Source organism: Allobosea sp., assembly GCF_030694325.1.
Lineage (GTDB): Bacteria > Pseudomonadota > Alphaproteobacteria > Rhizobiales > Beijerinckiaceae > Allobosea.
The window spans coordinates 1-18,736 of sequence record NZ_JAUXYO010000266.1; the positions used below are offsets into that span (position 1 = coordinate 1).

An 18,736-nucleotide genomic window follows, 5' to 3' on the forward strand; every position below is an offset into this window, starting at 1 on the left:
AAGACGCCATTGCTCGGCCCGGCGAAGAAGCGCGTGCCGCGAACGGCGATCAGGCCGTAGGACGACCGGATCCGGATGCGCCCGGCCTCGCTGCCGGGAGCCTTGTCGACCAGCAACGCGCCGGCCCCGAGCGTAATGGTGCCGCCGGCATCGACGATGAAGCGGTCGATGGTGATCCGCGCCTTCTCGCCGAGGCGCAGTTCGGTGGCGCGCCCGAGCCGGAAGCCGGCGCGGGCGTCCTCGCCCGTCTCGACGCGATCGCCGACGAAGACGGGGCCGTCGGTCGCGAGCTTGCGCCTCGTCTCCCGGAGTTCGGCCATGGCGTCCCCGCGCAGATCCGTCACCAGACCGGCAGCCTGGGCGCGATCCCCTCTCGTCTGGGCCAGGGCCGCAAGCGGCAGGCCGCCCAGGCCGAGCAGCATGGCCGCCCGCACGAAGGTGCGCCGGTTCCGCGCGCGGTCATCCGAACCGATGTCTCCGTCCTCGATCGCAGCCATCACATTCGCCTTCTCTCGCTCGCGACGCAGTTGCCCATGACCGACGCTCCCCGGTCAAGCGACGGAACGCGGGAGGGGCCGATCCATCATCGGTCGCCCGGGAGCCATTCCGGGTTCACGCGGCACTGCCCTGCGCCGACTGCGTCTCGCCCCTGCCGCCGCGACCATGGCGGCGTCCTGCCGCCTGCGCCATCCTTGGAGCAAGGCCGGGCAGCAGTGCACCGGCTCAGAAGGAGGTTGCCCATGAACCCAAAGCCGAGCGACCTGCCCGCCCCGGCCCAGTTCGACGCGCGAACGGCCGATGGTGCGGTGCTGCGCGTCTACGCCGAGGGCCGGGGCCGGCCGCTGCTGCTGGTCACCGGGCTCGGTGGAACCGCCGGTTTCTGGGCCAGCATCTCGGAGACGCTGGCGCGGTCATTCCGCGTGCTGCGCTTCGACCAGCGCGGCCTCGCCGCCAGCACGCGCGGCAGCGCGCTATGCAGCATCGAGACGCTGGCGAGGGACTGCCTGAGCGTGCTCGACGAGGCCGGGATCGACCGGGCGGTGGTGCTCGGCCACTCGACCGGGGGCTGCATCGCCCTGTCGCTGGCGCAACTCGCGCCGGGACGCGTCGAGGGGCTGATCCTGAGCGGGAGCTGGCTGAAGCCGAGCCGCTACATGGGCGCCTATTTCGGCGCACGCCGCGCGATCCTGGGCAGCCACCCCGAGGCCTATGCCGCGGCTTCCGTGCTCTGCGCCTATCCGCCCGCCTGGATCGAGGCGAACTGGCCCATCTACGAGGCCGCGCTGGCCGCCGCGCCGCTGACCGCACAGCAACAGGCGGTGATGACCGAGCGCATCGACGCGTTGCTCGCCTTCGACGGTTCGGCGCAGGCCGCCGCACTCGACCTGCCGGTGCTCGTGCTCGGCGCCCGCGACGACATGGTCGTGCCGGCCTTCCTGCAGGAGGATCTCGCGGCGGCGCTGCCCGGCTGCGCCAAGACCATGCTCGACACGGGCGGGCATCTCTTCCCCGTCTCGCGACCCGACGCCTTCACGGCGACGGTGGCGGACTGGATCGGCCGCCTCGGCTGACCGGAACCGACTGTACCGCGTCGAATTGGCCCCTTAGCCGAGCGGCGTCTTTGGATTATGCCAATTCCAGGGTCGGCCGCTCGCCGCTCCGCGCCGTAGCCAAGGATTTCCGCATGCTCGCTCTCGCACGCCTCGCCGTCCTCTCCGTTCTCTTCGCGCCTGCCCTCGCCGCGCCCGCGGCGGCGCAGGACGTCGCCGCGGGCGAGCGCTCCTGGAACAAGTGCCGTGCCTGCCACCAGATCGGCGAGACCGCCAAGAACATCGTCGGCCCGCAGCTCAACGGCCTGTTCGGGCGTACCGCCGGCACCGTCGAGGGCTACAGCTACTCGACCGCCAACAAGAATTCCGCCATCGTCTGGGACGAGGCGGTCTTCGCCGAGTACATCAAGGACCCGCGCGCCAAGATCCCGGGCACGAAAATGGTCTTCGCCGGCATCAAGAACGACAAGGAAATCGCCGACCTGACCGCTTTTCTCAAGCAGTTTGGCAACGACGGCAAGAAGCTCTGAGACGCGCTTCGCGGCCGGCGACCCCGGCCGCCTCCCCGCATCCGGCGCTCGGTGGCCATGTGCCGGGCGCAGCGGTCACGGCCGCCTTTCCCCGATTGTGCCCGTTCCGGGCCGTCGCACGCAACATCGTGCGAAAGCGGCGGGATCGGCTTTCTCCCAGCCCGACAACCGAACGGCCTCCACAGCACTCGCAGGTGCCGGGGGTTTGTGCGGCGGCTGCATGCTGTGATCTAGTCGGCACCGGACGGAGTCTGAGGGGGCTCCGCCACTCGTGACGCCGTGACGGTACAGGGAGAGACCCATGACGACTTCATCAGTCCTTCGGGGGCGGCTGGCGGCCGCCACGGCACTCGGCCTGCTTGGCCTCGTCGCAGGCCTGCCGGCGCTCGCCCAGACGCCGAAACAGGGCGGAACGGTGCATGTCGTCGTCCAGCCCGAACCGCCGATGCTGATGCAGGGGCTGAACCAGAACGGGCCGACCAACATGGTCGCCGGCAACATCTACGAGTCGCTGCTGCGCTATGACGAGAAGCTGCAGCCGCAGCCGTCTCTGGCCAAGAGCTGGGAGATCTCGGCGGATTCCAAGGTCTACACCTTCAAGCTTCAGGAAGGTGTGAAGTGGCATGACGGCAAGCCGTTCAGCGCCGACGACGTCGTCTTCTCGCTCGACAAGTTCCTGCGCGAGGTCCATCCGCGCTGGCGCCCGATCGCCAACAACCAGGTCGACAAGATCGAGAAGGTCGACGATCTGACGGTCAAGATCACGCTGAAGCAGCCCTTCGGCCCGCTCCTGCTGTCGCAGGAGGCCGCCGGCGCGCCGATGATCCCCAAGCACATCTATGACGGCACCGATTACCGCGCCAACCCGGCCAACAACACGCCGATCGGCACCGGCCCCTTCAAGCTCAAGGAGTGGAAGAAGGGTTCCTACATCCACCTCGTCAAGAACGAGGACTATTGGCAGAAGGGCAAGCCCAACCTCGCCGAGATCTACTGGCAGATCATCCCCGACGCGGCGGCGCGCGCCGTCGCCTATGAGACCGGCAAGGTCGACGTGCTGACCGGCGGCTCGGTCGACGTCTACGACGTCGCCCGCCTCTCGAAGCTGCCCAACACCTGCGTCACCACCAAGGGCTGGGAGATGTTCGCCCCCCATGCCTGGGTGACCCCCAACATCGCGCGGGGCGGCCCGCTCGCCAACAAGCAGTTCCGCCAGGCGATGATGTTCGCCATCGACCGCGAATTCGGCCGCGAGGTCGTCTGGGGCGGTCTCGGCAAGCTGCCGACCGGGCCGATCTCCTCCAAGACGAAGTTCTACTCGCCGGACGTGCCGAAATACACCTTCGATCCGGCCAAGGCCAAGGAACTGCTCAAGGCCTCCGGCTACAAGGGCGAGCCGCTGAAGCTGCTGGCGCTGCCCTATGGCGAGGTCTGGAGCCGCTGGGCCGAGGCGATCAAGCAGAACCTGACCGATGTCGGCATCAACGTCTCGATCGAGACCACCGACGTTCCGGGCTGGACGCAGAAGGCCAGCAACGGCGATTTCGACCTGACCTTCAACTTCCTCTACCAGCTCGGCGACCCGGCGACCGGCGTGGCGCGCAACTACATCTCGACCAACATCGTCAAGGGCAACCCCTTCGGCAACCAAGGCGCTTATGTGAACCCGGAAGTGGACAAGCTCTTCGCCGAAGCCGCGATCGCGCCCACGGACGCCGCTCGGCAGGAGGCGTACACGAAGGTGCAGAAGCTGCTCGTCGAGGAGGTGCCGGTGCTGTGGCAGCTCGAAATGGACTTCCCGACGATCTATCGCTGCAACGTCAAGAACCTCGTCACCACCGCCATCGGCGTGAATGACGGCTTCAAGGATGCGTGGAAGGAGTGATGTGCTCCTCGAAAATCGTGCCTCACACCCCATGAACGATTGAACGGGAGCGATCGATCAGCCTCAACCGTCATCCCGGACAAGCCGCGAAGCGGCGCCGGTCCGGGATCCATCGTAGAGCGCAGTTCCCTATGATGGATCCCGGAGCTCCGCTTCGCTGCGTCCGGGATGACGGCTCGGGTTTGGTCGAGCGCCGAGATCGCCACCCATGAACCTTCTCGCCTTCCTCTCCACCCGGCTGGCCAAGGGCGTCCTCACGCTGCTGGCGATCGCCGTGCTCAACTTCTTCCTGATCCGCGCCGCGCCGGGTGATCCCGCGCAGGTGCTGGCCGGCGAGGCGGGCGCGGCCGATGCGCAGCTGCTGGAACAGCTGCGCGAGCGCTTCGGGCTGAACGAGCCGCTGCTGACCCAGCTCTGGATCTATCTGAAGGGCTACCTGACCTTCGATCTCGGCTTCAGCTACCGGCAGCAGCAGCCGGTGCTGACGCTGGTGCTCGACCGGCTGCCCGCCACTCTGCTGCTCACGGGCGCGGCCTTCCTGATCTCGCTCGCGCTCGGCGTGATGATGGGGGCTCTGGCGGCGCGCCGGGCCGGGCGCTGGTCGGACAGCCTGATCACGACGCTCTCGCTCGTCTTCTACGCGACGCCGCTGTTCTGGATCGCGCTGATGAGCCAGATCGTCTTCGCGCTGAAGCTCGGGCTCGTCCCGAATGTCGGCTACGAGACCATCGGCGCGAACTACACCGGCCTGGCGCGGGCGCTCGACATCGGCCACCACCTGATCCTGCCGGCGCTGACGCTGGGGCTGTTCTTCACCGCGCTCTATGCACGAATGATGCGCGCCTCGATGCTGGAGGTGGCGGGCGCCGATTTCGTCAAGACCGCGCGCGCCAAGGGGCTGTCTCCCGGCATCGTCTCGCGACGGCACGTGGCCCGCAACGCGATCCTGCCGGTGGTGACGCTGGCCGGGCTGCAGGCGGGGCAGCTCGTCGGCGGCGCGGTTCTCACCGAGACGGTCTTCGCCTGGCCCGGCATCGGGCGGCTGATGTTCGACGCGCTGGTGCAGCGCGACTATTCCGTGCTGCTCGGCGTCTTCTTCATGTCATCGGCCATGGTCGTCGGTTTCAACATCCTGACCGATCTGATCTACCGGATCGCCGATCCGCGCATCGAGGCTGCGTCGTGAGCCGGTCTGTCAGGCCTTCACAGAGCCCTCATCCTGGGGAGCCATTCCCGGGGGAATGGCGTCTCGAAGGATGCTCCTCGGGGCTCCGCAGACATCTGGACCATCCTTCGAGACGCCGCTTCGCGGCTCCTCAGGATGAGGGCTGTGGGAGCATTGACCCATGAACTTCCTGAAACGCTTCTGCCGCAACCGCGGCGCCGTGTTCGGCCTCGTCATCCTGCTCGCGGTCGTCGCCTTCGCGCTGCTGGCGCCGACGCTCTATCCGCAATCACCCTGGCGCCCGGTGGGCCGGCCCTTCCTCGCGCCCTTCGTGATGGAGCGCTTCCCGCTCGGCACCGACACGCTCGGCCGTAACCTCGCCGCCGGCCTCGTCCATGGCGCGCGGGTCTCGCTGATGATCGGCGTGGTCTCGACGCTGGTGGCGCTGCTGATCGGCGTGCCGCTGGGCGCAGCGGCCGGCTATGCCGGCGGCTTCGTCGACGACGCGCTGATGCGCTTCACCGAGTTCTTCCAGACGATCCCCTCCTTCGCGCTGGCGATCGTGCTGGTGGCGATCCTGCAGCCGCAACTCGGCTCGATCGTGCTGGCGATCGGCGTCGTTTCCTGGCCACCGGTGGCGCGGCTGGTGCGCGGCGAGGTGCTCTCGCTGAAGACGCGTGAATATGTCCAGGCGGCGGTGACGATCGGCCAGTCGACGCCGCGCATCATCTTCAGCCAGGTGCTGCCCAACACGATCGCGCCGATCATCGTGATGGGCTCGCTGATGATCGGCTCGGCGATCCTGCTCGAATCTGCGCTCTCCTTCCTCGGGCTCGGCGATCCGAACCTGATGAGCTGGGGCTATATGGTCGGGGCCGGGCGCACGCGCCTGCTCGACGCCTGGTGGATTTCGTTCTTCCCGGGCTTTGCGATCTTCCTGACGGTTCTCGCGCTCAATCTCGCGGGGGAAGGCCTGAACGACGCGCTGAACCCGCGCCTCGCCAGGGGGCGCGAATGAGCGAGGTCATGGCCGCGCCGGCCCCCGTCCTCTCCATCGAGAATTTGACGCTGGCCTTGCCGGCGCTGGCCGACCGGGCGCATGCGGTCGAACAGGTCTCGCTCTCGATCGGCGCCGGCGAGACGCTCTGCGTCGTCGGCGAATCCGGCTCGGGAAAGTCGATGATCGCCCATGCGGTGATGGGGCTCTTGCCCAAGGCCGTGAAACCGGCCGGCGGCGCCATTCGGCTTGCCGGGCGCGACCTGCTGCAGCTCGACGAGGCGGCGATGCAGGATCTGCGCGGCCGCGAGGTCGGCATGATCTTCCAGGAGCCGATGACCTCGCTGAATCCGGTGATGCGCGTCGTCGATCAGATCGTCGAGACCTTCGAGGCGCATGGGCTGCACAGCCGCTCGGAGCGACAGCGCCGCGCCGTCGAACTGCTCGCCGAGGTCGGCCTGCCCGACCCGCCGCGGCTGGCGCGCGCCTATCCGCACGAGCTCTCCGGCGGCCAGCGCCAGCGCGTGATGATCGCGATGGCGCTCGCGCTCGAACCCAAGCTCTTGATCGCCGACGAGCCGACGACGGCGCTCGACGTGACGACACAGGCGCAGATCCTCAAGCTGATCGACAATCTGCGCCACAAGCACGGCACGGCCGTGCTGTTCATCACCCATGATATGGGCGTCGTCGCCGAGATCGCCGACCGGATCGCCGTGCTGGAAAAGGGCATCCTTGTCGAGGAGGGCACGGTCGATCAGGTGCTCGGCGCGCCGAACCATCCCTATACGCAGAAGCTGTTGGCCGCCGTGCCCTCGCTGACGCCGCCGGCGCGCGCGCCGCTGCCGCCTTCGGCGCCGGTCCTGACGGTGGAGGGGCTGGGCAAGGTCTATCGCAAGCGCAGCTTCTTCGGCAGCGCGCGCGAGGTCCGGGCCGCCGAGGACATCAACTTCTCGCTCCAGCGCGGCGAGACGCTGGGGCTGGTCGGGGAATCCGGTTCGGGCAAATCGACCGTCGGGCGCTGCTGCCTGCGGCTGATCGAGCCCGATGCGGGGCAGATCCGCCTGAGCAGCGCGGCGGCGGGGGATCTCGTCCTGAGCGATCTGAAGCCCGCGGCGCTGCGCGCTCAGCGCAAGCGCATCCAGATGGTGTTCCAGGACCCGTTCGCCTCGCTCAATCCACGCCAGACGGTGGGGCGGATCATCTCGGACGGGCCGGTGGCGCATGGCATGGCGCGCAGGGATGCGCTGGCCAAGGCGGCCGAACTGCTCGAACTCGTCGGCCTCTCGGCCAATGCGATCGACCGTTATCCGCACGAGTTCTCGGGCGGGCAGCGCCAGCGCATCGGCATCGCCCGCGCACTGGCGCTGGAGCCCGATGTGCTGGTCGCGGACGAGGCGGTTTCGGCGCTCGACGTCTCCGTCCAGGCGCAGATCCTGACGCTGATCAAGGACATCCAGCAGCGGCTAGGGCTCGCCATCCTGTTCGTGACGCATGATCTGCGGGTCGCCGCCCAGATCTGCGACCGGATCGCAGTGATGCAGCGCGGCCGGATCGTCGAGGCGGGGCCAACGGCGGCGATGTTCGCGGCTCCGAGCCACGACTACACGCGGGCGCTGCGGGCGGCGGTGCCCGGCGGCGCAAGGTTCGGGCATTGATCCAGTTTTGGTTTGATCACCTGCGCCGTCATCCCGGACGCAGCGAAGCGGAGATCCGGGATCCATGCCTGAAGCGTTTCGGAATGGATCCAGGATCGGCGCGGCTTTCGCCGCTTGTCCGGGATGACCGCGCGAAATCGATGATGTGACGTCGCTGCCTGCTGTTTGGAGATTCACCATGCCTCTCGACCCCGCCCTTCGCGACAAGATCCTGGCTTCCGTCGAGGCCGGCTTCGCCGAGCAGATCGCCTTTACGCAGGAGTTGATCCGCTTTCCCTCGCTGCGCGGCGAGGAACATGCCTGCCAGGACTTCGTCTACCGGGCGCTGCGAGAGCGCGGCTTCACGGTCGACCGTTTCAAGATGGACGAGGCGGCGATCAAGGCCCATCCCGGCGGCGGGCCGTTCTCCGAGCATCACTCCGACGCGCCGATCCTCGTCGGCATCCACCATCCGCGCGAGGAAAAGGGCCGGTCGCTGATCCTGCAGGCGCATGTCGACGTGGTGCCGACCGGCCCGGTCGATCAGTGGACGCATGCGCCCTTCGATCCGGTGATCGAGGGCGACTGGCTCTATGGCCGCGGCGGCGCCGACATGAAGGCCGGTCATGGCGCCAATTTCGCCTGCCTCGATGCGCTGCGGCGCATCGGCCTGCAGCCGGCGGCGACGCTTTATCTGGAATCGGTGGTCGAGGAGGAATCGACCGGAAACGGCGCGCTGATGACGCATCTGCGCGGCTACCGCGCGCAAGCCGCGCTGATCCCCGAGCCGGAATACGAGATGCTGGCGCGCGCCAATGCCGGCGTGATCTGGTTCCAGTTCGAAGTGCGCGGCGTGCCCGTGCATGTCCGCGAGATGGGCGCCGGGGCCAATGCGATCGACGCCGCCTACCGGGTGATCGCGGCTCTGCGCAAGCTCGAGGAGGAGTTCAACGCCGAGAAGGCCGGGCGCGAGCATTTCGAGGACCAGGCCCATCCGATCAACCTCAACATCGGCAAGATCGAGGGCGGCGACTGGGCGTCCTCGGTGCCGTGCTGGTGCCGCGTCGACTGCCGCGTCGGGCTCTATCCCGGCGTCACCGCGCAGGAGATCGCGCAGCGAATCGAGGATTGCATCCGCGCCGCCTCGCGGGCCGACAGCTTCCTCGCCAACAACCCGCCGAAAGTGACCTTCAACGGCTTCTGGGCCGAGGGTTATGTGCTGGAGCCCGGCAGCGAGGCGGAGGCCGTGCTCGGCCGCGCGCACCAAGCGGCTTTGGGCAAGCCGCTGCAATCCTTCATGACGCCGGCCTATCTCGATGCCCGCGTGCATGCGCTCTACGACCAGATTCCGGCGCTCTGCTACGGCCCGATGGGCGAGAACATCCATGCCTTCGACGAGCGCGTCAGCCTCGCCTCGGTGAAGCGCATCACCGGCGCCATGTCGCTGTTCGTCGCCGAATGGTGCGGGGTCGAAAGCCTCACCGCCTGAGCGACAGCTGCGACGCAGCCGCCTCTTGTTTCATCCGGCTCAGCCCCCAGATGCGTCAGAGCGGCATATGGAATACACTTTCCATATGGGCGCGTTGGCGCAATATTTGAACCATCGCGGGGGCCGACCGAATCAGCGGCCGCCGCGGGCGAGGGCAGCAGCGACCGATGAAGAAGAAGAAGGGTCCTCCCGGCACGATCCGGTCGCAGATCGCGGCCATGCCGATCCGGCGCCTGCCGGCCGGGGGTCTCGAGGTTCTGCTCGTCACGTCGCGCACCACGCGCCGCTGGATCGTCCCGAAAGGCTGGCCGATCAAGGGACTGACCGATTCCGAAGCGGCGGCCCGCGAGGCCTATGAGGAGGCCGGCGTCGTCGGCCACATCGTCAAGGAGCCGGCGGGGCGCTACACGTACTGGAAGCGCATGTCCGACCATTTCGTGCTGTGTGAGGTGACGCTGTTCCTGCTCGACGTCGAGCGGCAGCTGCCGACCTGGGCGGAACAGGGCCAGCGCCAGAGCCAGTGGTTCCGCCCCGAGGATGCCGCCGACCTCGTCGACGAGCCCGAACTCGCCTCTGCGATCCGCAACGTCAGCCTCGCCGCCGCGGCCTGACCGCGGAAGTCGGTCCGAATCAGGGGCCGGTCTGGGGCGCCGGCAGCAGCGTCTCGCGCTCGTGCCTTGCGCGGGCCTCCTTGCTCTCCATCAACCGGCTCTCGCGCAGGACATTGGCGCTCTCCAGGATCGGATAACCGATCGAGGCGACATGGCCGTGAATGCGCTTGAGATCGCGGATGATGTCGAGATGGATGGCGCTGGTCTCGATCGATTCCGGGCGCCCGTCGCGCAGCCGCTCGAAATGGCTCTCGGTGGCGCGACGCTCGGCCTCCCGCATCGTCGCCTTCTCGGCGAAGAGCTGGCGTGCCAGCGCGAGATCGCGGGTCGCGAAGACGTTCAGCGCCAGCCCGAGCCCCGAAGCGACGCGCTGGTGGAACTCGCGGATCTCGGCCAGGCCCTCGGGCGAGAAGGAATAGCGCTTGCGGATCTTCTTTTCGGCGAGCTCGCGCAGGTTCTTATCGATGATGTCGCCGATATGCTCGAGATTGGTGATCAGCGTGATGATCTCCAGGAGCCGGCGCCCCTCCTCGTCGCTGAGCTCGTTGCGCGAGACCCGCACGAGATAGAGCTTGATCGATTCATGGATAGTGTCGACGCCGTCATCGGCCTCCGCGATCGCGCGCGAGAGCCTGAGCTCGTCCTTCTCCAGCAGGATCATGGTATCGCGCAGCATGCCTTCGACACGGTCGCCGAGATGCAGCGCTTCGCGCATGGCGCAGGCGAGAGCCTCGGTGGGGCTGTCGAGCGCGTTGGGGTCGAGATAGCGCGGCGCCACCACCGTCTCGGCCGTGTCGCGGTCCGGCATGAGCCGGCCGACGAGCGCGGTGACGGGATGCACGAAGGGCAGGAAGATCAGCGCGCCGACCAGGTTCAGGGCGAGATGGAACTCGATGGCCAGCCGCGCATCGGCAAAGGGCAGCGCCAGCAGCCAGTTCGACAAGGGCGCCACGAAGGGCACCACCATCAGGGCCAGCAGCAGCCGCGTCGCCAGATTGGCGACGGCCGCCCGGCGCTGCGCGACGGGGGCGCCGAGCTGGTCCAGCACCGGGATCAGCGCATTGCCGAGATTGGCGCCGACGACGAGCGTCAGCGCGGTCGCCGGCGGGACGAGGCCCGAGGCGGCGAAGGTGACGATCAGCAGCACGATGGCGATGCTGGAATGCGTCAGCCAGGTCGCGGCGGCCGCGACGACGACCGCAAGCAGCGGCTCGCTGCCCAGCGCCGTCAGCAGGGTGCGGAAGGTCGGCGACTGGGCGAGCGGCGCGGCCGCGCCGTTCAGCTCGATCAAGGCGAGCAGGATCAGGCCGATCCCGACCAGGATGCGGCCGATATTGCGTGCTCGGTCCATCGCCTCGTGGCCGAGATAGAGCGCGACGCCGATGGCCAGGCACAGCCCCCAGAGCCAGCCGAGATCCATCGAGATGACGAAGGCGGCCAGCGAGGTGCCGAGATTGGCGCCGAGCAGGACCGCCAGCGCCATCGCCGGCGCGATCAGCTTGCGGGCGGCGAAGGAGGAGACGAGCAGGGTCGTCGCGGTCGAGCTCTGCAGCACGATGGTGACCGCGGCACCGCTGCCGAAGGCGGCAAAGCGGTTTCGCGTAAAGCTCTGCAGGGCCTGCCTCAGCGAGGCGCCGAAAGCCCGCATCGCACCGGTCCGGACGAGCCGCACCGACCAGATCAGCAGCGCGACGCCGCCGGCGAGGTGGAACAGGATCATCGTCGCGCTGTCGTTGGTGGTCATCGCAGCCGGGTCTTTCTCCGCTTCGGATGCCGAATCTACCGCATCATGGCCGCTTTTTCATTAGCCAACTTATCACTCATGCGCGCAAATTGTGCTGATCTTGCGGCCATGGACCGAAAAATGCCTGCTTCGAGGGCGGTTCCGGTCAGTTCGGCGGAATGAGGGTGACGCCCGAGCCGGCGAAAGCGAGATTGACCGGCGTTCCCGGCTTCCACATGGCGTGATGGCCGTACTGGACGACGAAGAGCTCGCCCACCTCGGTCTCGACCATGATGTCGAGATGATTGCCGAGATAGGCACATTTGCGCACCGTTCCCGGCAGCGAATCCGGAGTCGCCGTTTCCGACAGCAGGAGGCTTTCGGGACGGACCGCGACCTTGGCCGGCCCCGGCCCCAGGTCGCGGGCGGGCAGGGACACGGTCGCGGAGCCGATCGCCACCGCGGCGCGCCCGTCCGCCACGGAGGTGATCGTGACGTCGATCAGGTTGGCATCGCCGATGAAGTCGGCGACGAAGGCGTTGGCCGGAGCCTCGTAGAGCGCGCGCGGCGCGCCCTCCTGCGCGATCCGCGCATTCGACATCACGATGATCCGGTCCGAGACGGCCAGCGCCTCCTCCTGGTCTTGGGTGACATAGGCGACGGTGAGGTTCAGGTCCTGCTGCAATTCGCGGATCTCCTCGCGAACGCGGCGGCGCAGCTTGGCGTCGAGATTGGAGAGCGGCTCGTCGAAGAGCAGCACCTGCGGCTCGAGCACGAGCGCGCGCGCCACCGCGACCCGCTGCTGCTGGCCGCCCGACAGCTCCGACGGGTAACGGCTCTCGAAGCCCCTGAGGCCGACCAGCGCCAGTTTCTCCAGCGCCATCTCGCGGGACTTCTCCTTGCCGAGGCCCTTCACGGTCGGGCCGTAGGCGGCATTCTCCAGCACGCTCATATGGGGAAAGAGCGCATAGGACTGGAACACCATGCTGACGTCGCGGTCGGCGGCAGAGAGCCGCGTGACATCGTGCCCGCCGATGAGGATCTGCCCCTCGCTGGCGATCTCCAGCCCGGCGATCATGCGCAGCGTCGTCGTCTTGCCGCAGCCGGAGGGGCCGAGCAGCGTGACCAGCGTCCCGGCCTCGATGGTGAAGGAGATGTCGTCGACCGCCGTCACCGCGCCGTAGCGCATCGAGACATTGCGGAATTCGACGGATGCCGGGCCGGCCTTGGTCAACTTGCTGCTCCTTGGCTGATGGGGTCGGACACGGAGCTGTTGAGCGCGACGACCTTGCGGCGCCCGAGCTTGCGCTCGCCGACGCCCAACTGAATCAGGCCGATGCCGAATGCCATGAAGACGATGAGCACCGAGGAATAGGCGATCGCGAGCCCGAACTCTCCCGCCTCGACGCGCCCAACGATGTAGGCGGTGGCGAGGTTGTACTCCGCCGAGACCAGGAAGATCACGGCGCTGACCGCCGTCATGGCGCGCACGAAGGAATAGACCAGGGCCGAGACGAGCGCCGGCTTGAGCAGCGGCAGCATGATGCGCCAGAGCGTGGTGAAGGAGCGGGCCCGCAGCGTCGTCGAGGCCTCGTCGAGGCTCTTGTCGATCTGCGACAGGCCGGCGATGCCGGAGCGGACACCGACCGGCATGTTGCGGAAGACGAAGGCGAGCACGAGGATCAGCCCCGTGCCGGTGATCTCGATCGGCGGGACGTTGAAGGCCAGGATGTAGGCGACGCCGATCACGGTGCCGGGGATCGCGAAGGAGAGCATCGTCGCGAATTCGAGCGCATGGCGCCCCGCGAAGCGCTGGCGGGTCAGCAGATAGGCGGTGATCAGGCCGATGACCGCCGTCAGCGGGGCCGAGATGGCGGCGATCTTGATCGTGGTGAAGAAGGAATCCCAAGCCGCCCCCTCGAAGAACAGGCCGCGGCTCCAGTCGATCGAGAAGCCGGTGCGGTAATGCTCCAGCGTCGGCGTGTAATCGCGGCCCATCGCCTTCACGAAGCCGCCGATCAGGATGACGACGTAGATCACGAAGGTCAGTGCGACCCAGGGCAGGATGACGAGGCCGGCGAGCCAGGAGACACGCCGCGGCAGCGGCGTCGGCAGGCCGGAATCGCCCTTGCCGGTCACGGTCGTGTAGGATTTGTCGCCGAGCCAGCGCTGCTGGACCCAGAAGGCGCCGAGCGTGAAGCCGAGCAGCACGATCGCCAGCACCGCCGCCTGCCCCTGGTTGTGCGAGGCCCCGACCACGGCGAAGAAGATCTTGGTCGAGAGCACCTCGTAATTGCCGCCCAGAACGAGCGGGTTGCCGAAATCGGCCATGCTCTCGACGAAGCCGAGCAGGAAGGCATTGGCCAGGCCCGGCCTGAGCAGGGGCCAGGTCACGGTCCGGAAGGTCTGCCAGGGTTTGGCGCCGAGCGTCTGCGAGGCTTCCTCGAGGCTCGGGCTGATGCCCTGCACGACACCGATCAGCACGAGGAAAGCGATCGGCGCGAAGGCCAGCACCTGTGCCAGCAGCACGCCGGGAAGGCCGTAGATCCAGCGCGAGCGGGGGATGTCGAACCACTCGTACATCAGGTTCGAAACCATGCCCGAACGACCGAACAGCAGGATCAGCGCGAGACCGATGACGAAGGGCGGCGTGATGATCGGCAGCACCGTCAGCGCCCGCATCACCCGCTTGCCCGGCATGCCCGTGCGCAGGATCAGCAGCGCGCAGGCGAGCCCGAGCAGCGTGGTGATGACACCGCAGAGGACGGCCAGGAACAGCGTGTTCCAGGCCACGCCGCAATTGGTGTTGGAGGTGAGGCAGCCCAGGCCCCAGATCGAGGAATCGAAGAAGCGGCTGGTGAAGGCCGACAGCGCGAAGGCGCCGTCCTGGTCGATCAGCGCGCTCTCCAGCACGGTGACGACCGGAAAGAAGATGAACAGCCCGATCAGCAGCACGATGATGCCGATGGCGCTGGTGGTGAACAGGTCGCCGCGGCAATAGCCGCGATAGGCCAGGCCGTGACAGAGCAAAAGCAGCAGGGACAGGATGCAGAGAAAGGCGCCGGCACCCATCCCCGGCTGGGCCGCGCCGGCCCCTCCGAGCAAGGCCGCGAGGCCGGGAATGCCCTGGCCGCGGATGCCGATGGCGAAGCCCTGCGCGAAGAACAGCGCGATGCCGGCCATCCCCGCCAGGATCAGGATGCGCGCCACGATCTTCTCGTCGCGCAGGCCGCTCGCCACCGTCGCGGCGACGAGCGCGAGACCGGCCGGCAGCAGCCAGGGCGCCTCGCCCGAGAGCGAGAGCGCCAGGGCCGTGCCGGCGCGGCCGAAGGGATAGCCGTTCAGCCAACCGAAGCTGACGAGGCTCGCGCGCTCGACGAGATACCAGGGCAGCAGGCCATAGCCGAGCCAGCCCAGCAAGAGCACGAGCTTCGTCGTTCCGCGCATCGCGGCTTCCCCCGTCGTCTGCCCTGCTAAGCCGCGCCTACTTCGGTAGCACCTTCACCTCGCGGTCCCACTTGCTGAGCAGGCGGGTCCGCTCGGCCGAGGAGCCGTATTTGGCGAAGTCGTAGTCGATCAGCTTGACCTCCTCGAGCTTGGGCGCCTGCGGGGGCGGCACCACGCCCTTGTTGGACGGCACCTGGTAGGACTTGGCCTGCGTCGCCAGAGCCTGGGCGGCCGGGGTCAGCGCCCAGTCGTAGAACTTCTTGGCGCTGTCGGGATTGCGGGTGCCCTTGATCATCGACATCGAGCCGATCTCGTAGCCCGTGCCCTCGCAGGGGGCGACGACCTTTACCGGGCCGCCATCGACGACCATCGTCACCATGTCGTGCATGAAGGTGATGCCGACGGTGGTCTCGCCGAGGCTCGTCGCCTTGGCCGGCGCCGCGCCCGATTTGGTGTACTGATTGATGTTCCTGTGCAGGGCCTTGAGATAGTCGAAGGCCTTGTCCTCGCCCATCAGCTGCACGAGCGTCGCCAGCATCGTGTAGGAGGTGCCCGACGAGTTGGGATCGGCGACCTGGACCTCATCCTTGAGGTTGGCCTTGATCAGATCGGCCCAGCATTTCGGCTCGTCGATCTTGCGGGAGGCAACCTGCTTGGTGTTGAAGCCGAAGCCGAGCGCGCCGGCATAGACGCCGATGGTGCGGCCCTTCGACTGCTTCCACTGCTTGACCGCCCAATCGTGCAGATCGGCGTTGCGCGGGCTCTCATAGGCCTCGGTCAGGCCCTCTTCGGCAGCCTGGAGATGGGGGTCGCCGGTGCCGCCCCACCAGATGTCGCCGCGCGGGTTCGAGGATTCGGCCTTGATCTGGGCATAGGTCTCGCCCGAGCTCTTGCGCGTCATCGAGACCTTGATGCCGGTCTCCTTCTCGAAGGCCTGGGCCATCGGCCGGCACCACTCCTCCTGGACGGAACAATAGAGCACGAGCGACCCCTGCGCCTGGGCCGGCGCGGCCCCGAACGAAGCGGTGGCGAGCGCGGCGAAAAAGCCGGCCCGGAGCCAGGACTGCGTCTGCATGATAACCTCCCTGATCAGAACGTTTTGTTCTTGTTGTCTTTATTGCGACAGTGAAACGACATGCCCGGAAAAGGCAATGGGCGTGTCGCCAGCTAAACGATTCCGGTGATCCGGCGCAGTTCCTCCGCCAGCCCCGGCGTGCAGCAGAGGATCGGATTGCCTTTCGCCATGCCGGTGCCGGCGAAGAAGTCGTTGATGGTCGCGCCCGCCTCGCCGGCGATGACGATGCCGGCCGCGACGTCCCAGGCGTTGATGTGGAGCTCGGCATAGGCGTCGCTGCTGCCATCGGCGACATGGCAGAGCCCGAGCGTGCCCGAGCCGCTGCGCTTCACCGCAGCGCCCGCGGCATAGGTCCGCCCGATGACCTCGATATAGCGTTCCGCCGCAACGCGGGTCGACCAGCCGAGCTCGATCGAGGCACGCGCGATGTCGGCGCCGCCCGAGACCTTGATCGGTGCGCCGTTCAGCGTCGCCCCGCCGCCGCGGCGCGCGGCGTAGAGCTCGCCCAGCGCGGGCGCGGCGACGACGCCGATCTCGGGCCTGCGATCGACGAGGAAGCCGATCGAGATGCACCAGTTGCGGTCGCCATGGGCGAAATTGGCGGTGCCGTCGATCGGATCGAGAATCCAGACGGCGTCGGAGGCCTCTCCACCGCCCTCTTCGCCGATCACCGTGTCACCCGGGAAGAGCTGCGACAGGCGCTCGCGCAGGAAGGCCTCGACCGCACCGTCGGCGACCGTCAGCCAATCCTGCGCGCCTTTCATGGTGGTGCCGAGGGTTTCGCGGCGGCCGAAATAGCCCTGGGCGAGGTGGCTCGCCTCGGCCGCGAGGCCGAGCGCGGCATAGTAGCGCAGATTGCGTTCGGCCGGGTTCATCGCGCCGCCTCCAGATCGACGGCCACGGGCCGTCCGGTTTGCGCCGACTGCGTCGCGGCATCGGCCAGGATCTGCGCCTTCAGCCCGTCGAGACCCGACGGCGTGGGCGCAACGCCGCCGCGGCAGGCGGCGAGGAAAGCATCGAGTTCGGCGCGGTAGGCGGCGGCATAGCGCTCCAGAAAGAAGTTCTGCACCGGATCAGCGCGGAAGCCCTGGGCGGTGGCGCTCTCGACGGTGGTCTCGTGAATGTTGCCGGCCCGCAGCATGCCCTGTGAGCCATGCACCTCGATGCGCTGGTCGTAGCCGTAAGTCGCGCGGCGGGAGTTCGAGATCTGGGCGATCTTCCCCGAGGCCGTCTTCATGAGAACGGCGGCCGTGTCGACGTCGCCGGCCTGGCCGATGGCGGGATCGACCAGCGCCGAGCCGAGTGCGAAGACCTCGACCGGCTCCTCGGCGAGGAGGAAGCGGGCCATGTCGAAATCATGGATCATCATGTCGCGGAAGAGCCCGCCCGAGCGCTTCACATAGTCGACCGGCGGCGGCGAAGGATCGCGCGAGATCACCGTGACGATCTCGACGGCCCCGGCCTCGCCGGCGCGCAGCCGGCGTTCCAGCGCCGCGAAGTTGGGGTCGAAGCGGCGGTTGAAGCCGATCATCAGCGGCCGGCCGGAGCGCTCCACCGTCGCGAGGCAGCGGCGGATGCGGGCGGCGTCGAGATCCACCGGCTTCTCGCAGAACACCGCCTTGCCGGCCGAGACCGCGGCCTCGATCAGGTCGGCATGGGTGTCTGTGGGCGTGCAGATCAGGATGGCGTCGATGCCGGCATCCGAGAGGATGGCCTCGGCGCTGGTGTCCTTCGCCCCCGTCTCGGCCGCCAGCGCCGCGGCGGCGGCGGGCAGCGCATCGGTGAGCGCAACCAGTTCGGCGTCGGCCCGCGCCGCCACGTTCAACCCGTGGATGCGGCCGATCCGGCCCGCCCCCAGCAACCCCACCCGCATCTTCGGCAATCCCGTCGTCATCTCGTCTGTCGTCCTGTCATGGCCCTGAGCGGGCCGTAATCCCATCGGCATCGGTGTCAATCATGGGCGCCGAGAATGGTCTGATCGAAATCGATGTTGGAGCCGGTCATCAACCCGGATTCGTCGGACGCCAGATAGGTGACGGCACGGGCGACCTCGCGCGGGTCGAGCAGCCGGCCGAAGGGCTGGTCCGCGGCGGCCTGCTCGAGCCAGCCATCCTGCGCGCCATGGTGGCGGCGCATGACCGCATCCTCGCCCGGCGTCGCCATCCAGCCGATGTTGAGGCCATTGACGCGAATGCGGTGCGGCAGAAGCCCGTAGGCGGCATTGCGGGTCAAGGTCGCCAGCGCACCCTTGGAGACGCTGTAGGCGGCGAGGAAGGGCTGGCCGCCATGCGCGGACATGGACTGGATGTTGACGATGGAGCCGGCGATGCCGTGCCGCCGCATCAACTCCGCCGCGTCCTGGATCAGGAAGAAGGGCGCGCGCAGATTGACCGCCATGAGGCGCTCATAAAGTTCGGGCGAGGTGTCGAAAACGGTGCCTCGGTCCGTGTCGCCGGCGGCGTTGACGAGGATGTCGAGCCGGCCGAAGGCGCGCTCGGCCGCCGGAACGATGCCGCGGACGGCGGCGAGGTCGGACAGATCGGCGGTGTGGAAGCGGGCGTCGCAGCCCCCGGCCCTCAGGCTCGCCGCCACGGTCTCGCCGCGCTCGCGGCTGCGCCCGGTCAGCA

The 18,736-nt window shown here is 68.0% G+C and carries 16 protein-coding genes; 8 read left to right on the plus strand and 8 right to left on the minus strand.

Annotated features, from left to right (window positions below; translation table 11 throughout):
* The coding region (locus tag Q8M82_RS17185; protein WP_305692536.1) for a FecR domain-containing protein at window positions 1-497 on the minus strand (497 nt) is incomplete at its 3' end.
* A gap of 243 nt (window positions 498-740) precedes the next feature.
* On the opposite strand from Q8M82_RS17185, the gene Q8M82_RS17190 reads away from it, so the two are divergent.
* From Q8M82_RS17190 to Q8M82_RS17225, 8 genes are all read left to right on the plus strand, one after another.
* Window positions 741-1,571 carry an alpha/beta fold hydrolase gene (locus tag Q8M82_RS17190; RefSeq protein ID WP_305692537.1) on the plus strand — a complete coding sequence of 277 codons (831 nt, stop codon included), beginning with the start codon at window positions 741-743 and terminating at the stop codon, window positions 1,569-1,571.
* A gap of 113 nt (window positions 1,572-1,684) precedes the next feature.
* Complete coding sequence (locus Q8M82_RS17195) at window positions 1,685-2,080, plus strand: c-type cytochrome (RefSeq protein ID WP_305692538.1); 396 nt, start codon at window positions 1,685-1,687, stop codon at window positions 2,078-2,080.
* 301 nt (window positions 2,081-2,381) lie between these two features.
* Window positions 2,382-3,965 carry an ABC transporter substrate-binding protein gene (locus tag Q8M82_RS17200; RefSeq protein ID WP_305692539.1) on the plus strand — a complete coding sequence of 528 codons (1,584 nt, stop codon included), beginning with the start codon at window positions 2,382-2,384 and terminating at the stop codon, window positions 3,963-3,965.
* A 208-nt stretch (window positions 3,966-4,173) separates the two neighbouring features.
* Window positions 4,174-5,151 carry an ABC transporter permease gene (locus Q8M82_RS17205; protein WP_305692540.1) on the plus strand — a complete coding sequence of 326 codons (978 nt, stop codon included), beginning with the start codon at window positions 4,174-4,176 and terminating at the stop codon, window positions 5,149-5,151.
* 160 nt (window positions 5,152-5,311) lie between these two features.
* Window positions 5,312-6,148: an ABC transporter permease gene (locus Q8M82_RS17210; protein ID WP_305692541.1), complete on the plus strand. Its 837-nt coding sequence runs from the start codon at window positions 5,312-5,314 to the stop codon at window positions 6,146-6,148.
* A complete protein-coding gene (locus Q8M82_RS17215) occupies window positions 6,145-7,785 on the plus strand; it encodes an ABC transporter ATP-binding protein (RefSeq protein WP_305692542.1) in 1,641 nt (546 codons plus the stop codon). The genes Q8M82_RS17210 and Q8M82_RS17215 overlap by 4 nt, the downstream gene beginning before the upstream one ends.
* Before the next feature lie 178 nt (window positions 7,786-7,963).
* Entirely contained in the window at window positions 7,964-9,253 is a 1,290-nt protein-coding gene (locus Q8M82_RS17220) for an ArgE/DapE family deacylase (protein WP_305692543.1), read from the plus strand.
* A 167-nt stretch (window positions 9,254-9,420) separates the two neighbouring features.
* The gene (locus Q8M82_RS17225; RefSeq protein WP_305692544.1) at window positions 9,421-9,864 is read left to right on the plus strand and encodes an NUDIX hydrolase; all 444 of its coding nucleotides are present in this window, start codon (window positions 9,421-9,423) and stop codon (window positions 9,862-9,864) included.
* 19 nt (window positions 9,865-9,883) lie between these two features.
* Here Q8M82_RS17225 and Q8M82_RS17230 read toward each other — a convergent pair whose 3' ends face one another.
* The 7 genes from Q8M82_RS17230 to Q8M82_RS17260 all read right to left on the minus strand — a co-directional run.
* The gene (locus tag Q8M82_RS17230; protein WP_305692545.1) at window positions 9,884-11,608 is read right to left on the minus strand and encodes a Na/Pi cotransporter family protein; all 1,725 of its coding nucleotides are present in this window, start codon (window positions 11,606-11,608) and stop codon (window positions 9,884-9,886) included.
* Between the two features lie 145 nt (window positions 11,609-11,753).
* Window positions 11,754-12,821: an ABC transporter ATP-binding protein gene (locus Q8M82_RS17235; protein ID WP_305692546.1), complete on the minus strand. Its 1,068-nt coding sequence runs from the start codon at window positions 12,819-12,821 to the stop codon at window positions 11,754-11,756.
* On the minus strand, window positions 12,818-15,034 hold the full coding sequence (locus Q8M82_RS17240; RefSeq protein ID WP_305692547.1) for an ABC transporter permease: 2,217 nt from the start codon (window positions 15,032-15,034) through the stop codon (window positions 12,818-12,820). Before Q8M82_RS17240 ends, Q8M82_RS17235 begins: the two co-directional genes overlap by 4 nt.
* A 37-nt stretch (window positions 15,035-15,071) precedes the next feature.
* Entirely contained in the window at window positions 15,072-16,109 is a 1,038-nt protein-coding gene (locus tag Q8M82_RS17245) for an ABC transporter substrate-binding protein (protein ID WP_305692548.1), read from the minus strand.
* 92 nt (window positions 16,110-16,201) lie between these two features.
* A complete protein-coding gene (locus tag Q8M82_RS17250; RefSeq protein WP_305692549.1) occupies window positions 16,202-16,984 on the minus strand; it encodes an inositol monophosphatase family protein in 783 nt (260 codons plus the stop codon).
* Window positions 16,981-18,003: an inositol 2-dehydrogenase gene (gene iolG / locus Q8M82_RS17255; RefSeq protein ID WP_305692550.1), complete on the minus strand. Its 1,023-nt coding sequence runs from the start codon at window positions 18,001-18,003 to the stop codon at window positions 16,981-16,983. The genes Q8M82_RS17250 and iolG overlap by 4 nt, the downstream gene beginning before the upstream one ends.
* A 56-nt stretch (window positions 18,004-18,059) precedes the next feature.
* On the minus strand, window positions 18,060-18,736 hold a 677-nt coding region (locus tag Q8M82_RS17260; RefSeq protein WP_305692551.1), incomplete at its 5' end, for an SDR family oxidoreductase.

Bases quoted from the DNA above. Each gene is read 5' to 3' on its own strand.
- Q8M82_RS17190 (WP_305692537.1), top strand. From the start codon at position 741: ATGAACCCAAAGCCGAGCGACCTGCCCGCCCCGGCCCAGTTCGACGCG.
- Q8M82_RS17195 (WP_305692538.1), top strand. From the start codon at position 1,685: ATGCTCGCTCTCGCACGCCTCGCCGTCCTCTCCGTTCTCTTCGCGCCT.
- Q8M82_RS17200 (WP_305692539.1), top strand. From the start codon at position 2,382: ATGACGACTTCATCAGTCCTTCGGGGGCGGCTGGCGGCCGCCACGGCA.
- Q8M82_RS17205 (WP_305692540.1), top strand. From the start codon at position 4,174: ATGAACCTTCTCGCCTTCCTCTCCACCCGGCTGGCCAAGGGCGTCCTC.
- Q8M82_RS17210 (WP_305692541.1), top strand. From the start codon at position 5,312: ATGAACTTCCTGAAACGCTTCTGCCGCAACCGCGGCGCCGTGTTCGGC.
- Q8M82_RS17215 (WP_305692542.1), top strand. From the start codon at position 6,145: ATGAGCGAGGTCATGGCCGCGCCGGCCCCCGTCCTCTCCATCGAGAAT.
- Q8M82_RS17220 (WP_305692543.1), top strand. From the start codon at position 7,964: ATGCCTCTCGACCCCGCCCTTCGCGACAAGATCCTGGCTTCCGTCGAG.
- Q8M82_RS17225 (WP_305692544.1), top strand. From the start codon at position 9,421: ATGAAGAAGAAGAAGGGTCCTCCCGGCACGATCCGGTCGCAGATCGCG.
- Q8M82_RS17230 (WP_305692545.1), bottom strand. From the start codon at position 11,608: ATGACCACCAACGACAGCGCGACGATGATCCTGTTCCACCTCGCCGGC.
- Q8M82_RS17240 (WP_305692547.1), bottom strand. From the start codon at position 15,034: ATGCGCGGAACGACGAAGCTCGTGCTCTTGCTGGGCTGGCTCGGCTAT.
- Q8M82_RS17245 (WP_305692548.1), bottom strand. From the start codon at position 16,109: ATGCAGACGCAGTCCTGGCTCCGGGCCGGCTTTTTCGCCGCGCTCGCC.
- Q8M82_RS17250 (WP_305692549.1), bottom strand. From the start codon at position 16,984: ATGAACCCGGCCGAACGCAATCTGCGCTACTATGCCGCGCTCGGCCTC.
- iolG (WP_305692550.1), bottom strand. From the start codon at position 18,003: ATGACGACGGGATTGCCGAAGATGCGGGTGGGGTTGCTGGGGGCGGGC.